This is a genomic window from Salipiger sp. (assembly GCF_048261495.1).
Taxonomy (GTDB): Bacteria; Pseudomonadota; Alphaproteobacteria; order Rhodobacterales; family Rhodobacteraceae; genus Salipiger.
This window is the reverse complement of the sequence record NZ_JBLXFX010000009.1, coordinates 120,532-127,492: the sequence shown is the minus strand read 5'-3', so window position 1 is coordinate 127,492 and position 6,961 is coordinate 120,532. Positions and strand designations below refer to the sequence as shown.

The following is a 6,961-nucleotide window of genomic DNA, read 5'->3' as shown; positions in this document are numbered from 1 at the left end:
CAGGACACCGTCCGCGTGACGCATGCGCAATCGCCCGAGGACTACGTCTCGCTGGGCCGCGACGTCGAAGCGCAGGTGCTGGCCCGTGCCATCCACGCGCATATCCACCGGCGGGTGTTCCTGAACGGAAACAAGACCGTGGTCTTCCCGGCTTCGCCCGGCGAGCACGCCTCCGAACGCATGGGCTGAGGTCCGCGCCCGGGGATCACGCCGCCGGATGCCCCGGCGCGGTGGTGAGAAGCCGGGCCTCCGCGCGCGACCCCGGAAGCGGTGCGGACTGCGGGCGGGATGGCGCCAGCTCTTCGATGATGCGCAGGGTGCGGGCCTGCAGCAACCCGACCAGGCAGGCCTGTTCGGGCGTCGGTTGCCAGTCCGCCCGGCAGGTCAGCCCGAGCCTGTGCGGCGGCAGTTCGAAGGTGCAGGGCAGGGCCACCATGCCGCCGTCGTGATTGTCGCGCCGGAATTCGAACCGGGTCATCACGCCCAGCCGGTCGCTGCCGCGGATCAGGCTGGACTGCGCGGCAAAGCCCCCGATCTCGAAGGTCGAGCGCGAGGCGCCGGGCATGTGCGACAGGATGCGGTCGACGACGCGCCGCCGGGCGCTCTGCTCGGGCGGCGAAAGCCATTCGACCCCGGCGAGATCCCCGAGCTCGACCCGGTCGCGCGCCGCGAGCGGGTGGCCGCGCCGGGCGACGATCAGGTAGGGCAGCGATCCGAAGGTGCGCAAGACCAGGTCGGGCGCGTCGCGGGCCAGGTGCACGATGCCGACCACGAGGTCGTAGTCGCCGCGCCGCAGCCCGTCGATCAGCGCCCGGCAGTCGCAGGTGCGCACCTCGACCCGGCAGTCGGGATAGCGGCGGGCAAAGGCGTCGATGGCCGGGGCGGCGATGTAGCTGGCGGTCATCGCCATGGAGCCGATGCGCAGTCGCGCGGCGGGACCCGGGCCCGCGCGGATCGCGCGCACGGTGTCGTTCAGCAGCGCCTCGGCGGCGGCCAGGTCCTGCGCAAGCCGCGCCCCGGTTTCGGTGAGCCGCAAGCCCCCGACGCCGCGCGCGACCAGCGTCACGCCGATCAGCCGTTCCAGCTCATGTGCCGCCCGGTAGGTGCGCGCGCGTTCCGGCTCGGCCAGCGGGATCGCGCCGTCCCGCGTCGCCTCCATGCTGCGCAGGGCGGCCAGATGCCTGCGCGTCAGCCGGTTCGCCAACTGCGCGACCGGGGCGTCGGGCCGGCTGGCGGCCCCGGCGGCGGTGAGCGCCGCCTCGACGCTGGCGAACAGCCGCTCCACCCCGGCGGCAAGACGCTGCCCGGCCGCCGTCGGTTCGGAGGCGGCGGTGGTGCGCTCGAACAGGGCGACGCCGATCTCGGCCTCCATGCCGGCGATGGCCTGGCTGACGGCGGGCTGCGAGAGGTTCATCAGGTCGGCGGTGCGGCGGAAATGCCGGGTCTCGGACAGCGTCCGGAACAGGCGCAGGTGCCGGAGGCTCGTCGAGATGGCTTGCGGCATGTCCTCCCCCCCCTGGCTCATGCGGATGCTCGGGGCCGACCGGCCCCCTTGGGTCAGGCTACGCGGCGCGAGCCGGTCTGGCAACGCGCGTCGGGGCACGGCGCGGCGCGATTCTTCTCCGGCGTTGATAAGTTTTCCGACAGGCTTGATCGGCCCGGTTCCGGCTTTCGATCAGATCCGGGGAGGCGGCCATAAGATCGGCTTTCGCGGCGGGTGCGTCGATTGACGGGGCGTCGGTTCCGCCACCACCATCGCCGGGACATGACAGAAAGGGACCGCCGCCGCCCGTCTCCGGGCCGTGGCGGCAGGGCGACATGCACGTGACTTTGACCTTCGACAACGGGCCGGATCCGGAGGAAACTCCCAAGGTTCTCGCCATCCTGGAGCGCTACGGCATCCGCGCGACCTTTTTCCTGGTGGCGGGCAAGCTGCGCGATCCGGCGATGCGCGAGATGGCGGTGCGCACCCATGCCGCCGGACACTGGATCGGCAACCACACGATGAGCCACGGGCTGCCGCTGGGGCTGGTGCCCGATCCCGACGTTCCGGCGCGCGAGATCGACGACGCGCAGGCGCTGCTGGGCGAGCTGTCGCATCCCGACCGGCTGTTCCGGCCCAACGGCAAGGGCCGCGTCGGGCGGCACCTGCTCAGCCGGGGGGCGATGGACCGGGTGGTGGCCGGGCGCTACACGGTCGCGCTCTGGGGCGTCATGCCCCGCGACGGCGGCGATCCCCCGGGGTGGCCGGGGCGGGCGATGGCCTATTGCGAGGCGCGGGAATGGTCCTCGGTGGTGGTCCACGACCGGGTGCGGGGCGGCATGGGCTTTCTCGAACCCTTCATCGAGATGGTGCTGAAACGCGGCGGCAGCTTCCGGCAGGAGTCTCCGCCCGACGTGATCCCGATCCACCGCGGCGTGCTGTCGCCCTGGGCGGAGATGATCGTCAACGACGATCCCGCCGCCCGGGCCGCGGCCTTCTTCGGGGAGGTGCGACCGTGATCCATCCCGCAACCGAACCTGCGCCCGCCTTCGACATCACCCGCGCCAGCCATATCGCGCTGACGGTTGCCGACCTCGGCGCGAGCCTCGACTTCTACCGCGAGGTCATCGGGCTGCTGCTCAGCGCCCGCGACGGCGACACCGCATGGCTGCGGGGCGTCGAGGAAACCGCCCACCACAGCCTGATCCTGCGGCAGGGGCCGGTCGCGGCCTGCGACTACCTGGGATACCGGGTCAGGGACGCCGGTCAGATCGACCGCGCGGAACGCCACCTGACCGACATGGGCCTGAGCCCGCGCCGCGTCGAGGTGCCGGAACAGGGGCCGAGCCTGCGGTTCTCGGACCCGGCGGGCATTCCGGTGGAACTCTGCGCGCGGATGTCGACCCTGCCGCGCCGCCAGAACCGCACCGCCAGCCACCGGGGCGCCCCGGCGCTGCGCTACGATCACGTACAGGTGCAGGTGCCCGACGTCTACCGGGCGGCGGCCTTCTATACCGGGCTGGGGTTCCGCATCTCGGACTGTTCGAGGGCGCCGGGGGACCGGCTTTTCTCGGCCTTCCTGCATCGCAAGAACAACCCGCACGACCTGGTGCTGGGATGCCGCCAGGGGCCCTTGATGCACCATTTCGCCTATGTGGCAGAAACCGCCAACCTGTTCCGCGCCGGCGACATCGCCGCCGATCTCGGCTTCGGTGCCCGGGTCGAATACGGCCCCAGCCGCCACGGACAGGACCACGCCGCCTTTCTCTACCTGCGCGACCCGGACGGGCACCGCATCGAGCTGCTCGGCCACCCGATCCAGATCGTCGATGCGGAGGACGGGACGATTTGCCGCGACGTGACGGAGCGGGCGCAATTCGTGCCGTGGGGCCCGCGCGCCGCACAAAGCTACCTGACCGAGGCCAGCCGGTTCCCGGGGGTCGAGCCGGGGGAGGCGACGATCCGCAGGACATGGTGACGGGCAGGGCCCGGTGACGGGCAGGACATCCAAGGGAGGACGAAGATGACGACGAACATGAAAAGGCGCGGCTTTCTGGCCGGGGCCGCGGCGGCGGCGCTGATGCCGGCGAGGGTGGCAAACGCGGCGGAGGCGGATTTTTCCGGCAGGAGGATCACCTTCTGGACATCGCACCAGGGCGCGGATTCCGTCCTGTCGCTGCAGACCTGGTCGAACTACATCGCGAAATACCTGCCGGGCCGGCCCGAGATCCTCGTGCAGTCCAAGTTCGGCGCCGGGGGGCTGACGCTGGCCAACTACTTCTGGGCGACCGGCAAGCCGGACGGGCTGGAAGCGGCCATGCTGAACACCAACGTGCTGGTGGCCCACGCGCTGAAAATGCCGGGCACGCGGTTCGACCTCGGCCGGTTCCCGGTCTTTGCCGCCGAAACCCAGAGCTTCCTGCACGTGGCCGGGCGGGCGTCGGAACTGACCAGCGAAGCGCCGGACCCGGCGGGTGTCGGGCAGCAGACCTACGGCACGCGGTCGCAGAACGTGAACGTGATGGCGGCCGAGGTGGTCTTCGACGCTGCGGCCAACCCGCTCAAGGTGGTCACGGGCTTCGGCGGCACCGAGACGATCATCCAGGCCCTCGCCAACGGCGAACTCGACATGAGCTACGTCTACACGCAGGCCTGGCTGCGCAACGCCGACAACTACCTGTCGCTCGGCATCAAGCCGCTGTTCCAGATGGGGGTGATCGACGCCTCCGGCGCGGTGATCGCGCAGGCCGGGCTGGAGGGCGTGCCGACCATTCTCGACATCTACCTGAAGACCGTGCCGGAGGGCCGCGACAGCGACGCCTACCGTGCCCTGCGCGCGGCGATCGCTTCGGAACAGCTCGGCAAGGGGTTCTTTCTGGCCAGGGACACGCCGCCGGAGATCGTCGAGGCCTGGCGGCTGGCCGCCGACGCGGCGGCGCGCGACCCCGAGTTCATCGCCGAACACACCCGGCTGCTGGGCTTTCCGCTCGACTACGTGCCGAGCGACATGGCCCGGGCGCTGCTGGACGAGAGCATCGAGGTGCTGAGCGCGCCGTTCTTCCGGAAGGGCGCGCCGGGATATGCGATGATCGTCGGCAACGACGGCTGACGTCCCGCGGCCCGGAGGGAAGCACCCCTCCGGGCCGGGGCAGGGGGACCGCGCGGGTGTCGCGCGGCCGAGGGATCGAGGAGCAGGTGGTGGAAGAAGCAAGGCTCATACTGGGCGCGGCGACGAGCGGTTTCGAAGTCCTGCTCAGCTGGCAGGTGTTCGGCATGATGATGGTCGGGACATTGGTGGGGATGTTCGTCGGCCTGGTCCCCGGCCTCGGCGGGCTGATCGGGCTGGCGCTGCTGGTGCCCTTCGCGGTCACGATGGAGCCGATCTCCGGGCTGGCCTTTCTGCTCGGCATGGTGACGGTGACGACCCAGACCGACAGCATTCCGGCGATCCTGCTCGGGGTGCCGGGGACCTCGGCGGCGATGGCGACCACGCTCGACGGCTACCCCATGGCCAAGCGCGGCGAGGCGGGGCGGGCGCTGAGCGCCTCCTACTTCGCGTCGATCTTCGGCACCATCGTCGCGGCGGGGCTGTTCATGGTGATGCTGCCCTTCCTGCGGCAGATCGTGTTCGCCTTCGGCCAGCCGGAATTCTTCATGCTGATCCTGCTGGGACTGCTGCTGACCGGCACCCTCGCCGGGGGCTCGGCGCTGCGCGGCGGCATGATGGCGGGCGCGGGCATCCTGCTGGCCATGGTCACAATCGAGACCTCGACCGGCCTGCCGCGCATGGCGGGCGAGATCCTCTACCTCTGGGACGGCATCCCGCTGATCCCGGTCGTGCTCGGCCTCTATGCCATTCCCGAGATGATCGACCTCGCGAGGCGCGGCTCGACCATTGCGGAAGGCAGTCCGATCAAGGGCTTCGACGGGCTGCGGCAGGGCCTTGCCGATACGGTCGGGAATGCCTGGCTGGTGGTCAAGGCCTCGACCCTCGGGGCCATCGCGGGCTTCATCCCCGGGCTCGGCGGGCAGGTCGCGGAATGGATGGCCTACGGGGCGGCGGTCAATTCCGACCCGGACCCGCAAAGCTTCGGCAAGGGCAACGTGCGCGGCGTCATCGCGCCCGAGGCCGGCACCGCCGCGCAGAAGCCCGGTTCGCTCATCCCGACGGTGGCCTTCGGCATCCCCGGCAACGCCGCGATGGCGATCCTGCTCAGCGTGCTCATCGTCTACGGGCTGGTGCCCGGCCCCGAGATGATCGGGGAAAAGCTCGACGTGACCTTCGGCATGATCTGGGTGATGCTGGCCGCCAATGTCATCGGCGCCGCCATCGCGCTGCTGCTGCAACGCTGGCTGGTCAGGCTCTGCTACATCCGCGCCAGCCTCATGGTGCCGGTCATCCTCGGGACCATGCTGGTGGGCGCGACGATGGAGCATCAATCCTTCGGCGATGTCCTGGTTTTCCTCGTCATGGGCCTGTTCGGATACCTGTTCAAACATGCCGACTGGCCGCGCGTCCCGCTCATCATGGGGCTCATCATGGGCGGGCTGGCAGAGCGCTACCTCTTCCTGTCGGTCAACCTGCACGGCTGGGGCGCCCTGACCGACCGTCCGCTGGTCTGGGTCATCGGCCTCGTCACCTTTGCCAGCGTCTTCATGAAGCCGCTCTACCGCCGCCTGAGGCGCGGCCCGCGGATCCGCCCTGGGGACGATCCCGAAGGCCGGACACCGGCGCAACCGATCGGAGAAGACGCATGAACGGCAAGACGATGGTGGATCTGTTCCTGTCGGTGGCGATCGGTGCCGCGGGGCTGTACGCGCTCGTCGACACCCGGTCGATGCCGCTGCAGGACAGGCTGTTCCCCGCGGTGGCGGGCGGCGCGGTGCTGATCAGCGCGGTGCTCTACGTCATCGCGCTGCTGCGCCGGGCCGGGGCAGGGAGCGCTGCGCCGGAGGAGGGCGAGGTCGCCGATGCCTTCGGTCCGGAGCATCTCCGCTCGGTCGTCATGCCGGTGACGTCGCTCTTCGTGCTGACCGGCCTCGTCTGGCTGCTGGGCCACCTGATCGCGATCCCGCTGTTCGTGCTGGGCTACTGCCTTTGGAAGCGCGAGCCGTGGTGGGTCGCGGCGCTGGCCGCCTCGATCATGGTCGCGCTGATCTTCGGGCTGCTGGTGTCGGTGATGAACGTCGCCCTGCCGGCCCCGCTTCTGGCAGAGTGGCTGCCGTTCTGAACCGGGCCGCGGCCGCGGAAGGGGGGCCGGGGCAACCCTGCCGCGGCGCTGGCGGGCGGGGCGTTCCAGACCGTTTCCGGTCCGGATGGCGGCTGCCGGAGGCGCTTCGGAACCCAACTCCGGACGTCCCCGGGGGCGGCCCTGTGCCGGGGCGGCGACGGCGGCGACGGGGAAAGGCATCCGTCGGGCGGCCGGACCGCCTGCCTGTCAGGAATGCCATCGGCCCCGCGAGAATGCACAAAAATTA

Annotated in this window: 6 protein-coding genes and 1 pseudogene; 6 read left to right on the top strand and 1 reads right to left on the bottom strand. The window is 70.7% G+C overall.

What is annotated here, in order from left to right; translation table 11 throughout:
• A pseudogene (gene purU / locus ACN0RJ_RS17915) lies at positions 1–189 on the top strand (formyltetrahydrofolate deformylase); the annotation flags it as partial.
• A 16-nt stretch (positions 190–205) separates the two neighbouring features.
• Here purU and ACN0RJ_RS17910 read toward each other — a convergent pair.
• A complete protein-coding gene (locus ACN0RJ_RS17910) occupies positions 206–1,504 on the bottom strand; it encodes a LysR family transcriptional regulator (protein ID WP_417725098.1) in 1,299 nt (432 codons plus the stop codon).
• Between the two features lie 314 nt (positions 1,505–1,818).
• Here ACN0RJ_RS17910 and ACN0RJ_RS17905 point away from each other — a divergent pair, with 314 nt between their 5' ends.
• From ACN0RJ_RS17905 to ACN0RJ_RS17885, 5 genes are all read left to right on the top strand, one after another.
• Positions 1,819–2,502 (top strand): polysaccharide deacetylase family protein, encoded by a 684-nt coding sequence (locus tag ACN0RJ_RS17905; RefSeq protein WP_417725097.1) that lies wholly within the window; start codon positions 1,819–1,821, stop codon positions 2,500–2,502.
• A complete protein-coding gene (locus ACN0RJ_RS17900) occupies positions 2,499–3,461 on the top strand; it encodes a VOC family protein (RefSeq protein ID WP_417725096.1) in 963 nt (320 codons plus the stop codon). Before ACN0RJ_RS17905 ends, ACN0RJ_RS17900 begins: the two co-directional genes overlap by 4 nt.
• A 45-nt stretch (positions 3,462–3,506) precedes the next feature.
• Entirely contained in the window at positions 3,507–4,592 is a 1,086-nt protein-coding gene (locus ACN0RJ_RS17895) for a hypothetical protein (RefSeq protein ID WP_417725095.1), read from the top strand.
• 89 nt (positions 4,593–4,681) lie between these two features.
• Positions 4,682–6,241: a tripartite tricarboxylate transporter permease gene (locus ACN0RJ_RS17890; RefSeq protein ID WP_417725094.1), complete on the top strand. Its 1,560-nt coding sequence runs from the start codon at positions 4,682–4,684 to the stop codon at positions 6,239–6,241.
• A complete protein-coding gene (locus ACN0RJ_RS17885; protein ID WP_417725093.1) occupies positions 6,238–6,714 on the top strand; it encodes a tripartite tricarboxylate transporter TctB family protein in 477 nt (158 codons plus the stop codon). The genes ACN0RJ_RS17890 and ACN0RJ_RS17885 overlap by 4 nt, the downstream gene beginning before the upstream one ends.
• Positions 6,715–6,961 lie beyond the last annotated feature (247 nt).

Bases quoted from the DNA above. Each gene is read 5' to 3' on its own strand.
- ACN0RJ_RS17910 (WP_417725098.1), bottom strand. From the start codon at position 1,504: ATGCCGCAAGCCATCTCGACGAGCCTCCGGCACCTGCGCCTGTTCCGG.
- ACN0RJ_RS17895 (WP_417725095.1), top strand. From the start codon at position 3,507: ATGACGACGAACATGAAAAGGCGCGGCTTTCTGGCCGGGGCCGCGGCG.
- ACN0RJ_RS17885 (WP_417725093.1), top strand. From the start codon at position 6,238: ATGAACGGCAAGACGATGGTGGATCTGTTCCTGTCGGTGGCGATCGGT.
- ACN0RJ_RS17905 (WP_417725097.1), top strand. From the start codon at position 1,819: ATGCACGTGACTTTGACCTTCGACAACGGGCCGGATCCGGAGGAAACT.